The sequence below is a fragment of the Vibrio sp. 10N.222.48.A3 genome (assembly GCF_041475345.1).
GTDB lineage: Bacteria > Pseudomonadota > Gammaproteobacteria > Enterobacterales > Vibrionaceae > Vibrio > Vibrio tasmaniensis_A.
Genome location: NZ_JBFRVX010000082.1, coordinates 3,454 through 5,354, shown reverse-complemented (window position 1 = coordinate 5,354; position 1,901 = coordinate 3,454). Strand labels below are relative to the sequence as shown.

At 38.2% G+C, this 1,901-nt stretch carries 2 protein-coding genes and 1 pseudogene; all 3 read left to right on the top strand.

The genetic code is table 11. From position 1 onward, the window contains the following. Positions 1 to 689 (top strand): type II secretion system F family protein (locus AB4653_RS03105; RefSeq protein ID WP_372103312.1); only part of this gene is annotated, 689 nt, incomplete at its 5' end. After that, on the top strand, positions 689 to 1,555 hold the full coding sequence (locus AB4653_RS03100) for a type II secretion system F family protein (RefSeq protein WP_009845559.1): 867 nt from the start codon (positions 689 to 691) through the stop codon (positions 1,553 to 1,555). The genes AB4653_RS03105 and AB4653_RS03100, both read left to right, overlap by 1 nt. Beyond that, positions 1,552 to 1,901 (top strand): annotated as a pseudogene (locus tag AB4653_RS03095) (pilus assembly protein TadD); the annotation flags it as partial. The gene AB4653_RS03100 and the pseudogene AB4653_RS03095, both read left to right, overlap by 4 nt.

Sequence of the window (1,901 nt, the reverse complement as noted above, 5' to 3'; positions counted from 1 at the left end):
CCTTGAAGCTGGTCTTGTTTATCTCTGTGACGACATCTGCAACTTATGCTCTCAATGAGTTTTTTTTACGTCAGGACTTTATAGTTTGTCTGATTGTTGTTGAGCCTCTCTTGTTCTTTGTCTTTTATAACAATCTAAAAGCAAGGCAAGTAGAGCGTTTTAAAACTAACTTTCCAGACGCTTTGAACATTTTGAGTGGGGCCATTTCTTCAGGGCAAAGCATCATTCATGCCTTCGAGTATGTAGGTAAGCAGCTTGATAACGAAGTGGGCAAAGAGTTCAAATTCATGGCTGAGCGTTTACTTATTGGTGAAGACCCTGATGACGTTCTTGAACGAAGTAGCAATACGTTTCCGTACTTAGAGTACTTTTTCTTTGCTTCAACGATAAGAATCAATTTGGCTAGAGGTGGACAACTCAAAGATGTGATCAACAAAATAAACCGACTTATGTTCGATTCAAGAGCTGTGGAGAAAAAGAAAAATGCCTTGACCTCAGAAGCTCGAGCTTCGGCAAAGATAATTGCCTGCTTACCGGTTATTTTTCTTATTATTTTGAAGTTTACGAGTCCTGAAAACTACAGTTTTGTGATGTTTGAAGAAGCTGGTCAACCTATTTTTTATTATGTATTAGCCAGTGAGCTAGTTGGTTTTTTTTGCATTTGGCTGATTTTGCGGGGTGTGAATTGATGGACTTTGAAACCGTTATTATTTGGAGTGTGATATTCATTATATCGATGGTCCTAGCAACGTATTGTTTACGGTTTTGGGATAATACGAGAGCGGATATAGAGACTCGAAAAATAATCGGTTCGACACGAGAAGAGAAGAAAAGAGCAGATTTATTCAAGGCTATATTGTCTAGGATTAGTTTTAATAAGCATGAAACAAAAAGAAAATTGGTCGCAGCTGGCTTTTACAGTGATTTCCTGGCCGACGTTTATTACTTACTAAAAATCGTTCCTTTTTGTGTTTGCTTAGCACTGATTGGCTTTGATTTTTATAGCGGCGACACGAAAACGGTATTCGCACTGTTATATCTAATGGGGGCTTTATTAATATTTATCATTGGTCCTGATTCTTATGTGTCGGCTCGAGGTAAATCTAACATCAAGCACATAAGTTCACGATTGCCATTTTTACTCGACTTAATGAATGTTTGCGTCCATACGGGGATGACTATCGAGTCTAGCTTGGAGTACTTGGCGAAAGAACTTCACTCAGTAGACAGTAACCTTGCTCATGTGGTCAGAGTAACTGTCGAACGATCTCGCCTGGTGGGCCTTGAAAAGGCATTAGAAGAATTTTATGAGCTTGTTCCAACTAGTGAATCACAAAGTTTTGTAATGACCATGGTGCAGAGCCTCCAATTTGGTTCATCAGTTGGTCCGGTATTAGTGACTTTAGCAAGCGATATTCGCGAGCTTAATATGATGGATTTAGAAGAACGAATCGGGAAAATGGGGGCGAAGATGTCGATTCCACTTATCGCTTTTATCATGGTTCCGATTATTATTTTAATTGCAGCTCCAGGTATTATGAGGGCGTTGATGTGATAAGAAATTTTGTATTGTCCGTTATTGTTTTGGTTCTCTTCTCCGGTTGTTCAACGGTTAATAACCAACTTGATACCAAAGAACAACTGCTTTTAGGGTCGGGTGACTCACAGAAACTCATTGAATTTTATAAGGCAAATATACAATCGGAACCTGAATATAAAGTTAAATTGGTTAATTTGTATTTAGATCTAAAAGATATCAAGTCTGCTGAGCTGTATCGCAGCACTTACAATGATAATGATCTTGATGAACCTGAATACATTTTAACTAATGCAAGGCTTTATTATCAAAAAAAGAATTTTGAGAAAGCACTGGAAGAGCTGAGTAAGTATCGGGATGAAGG

Bases quoted from the DNA above. Each gene is read 5' to 3' on its own strand.
- AB4653_RS03100 (WP_009845559.1), top strand. From the start codon at position 689: ATGGACTTTGAAACCGTTATTATTTGGAGTGTGATATTCATTATATCG.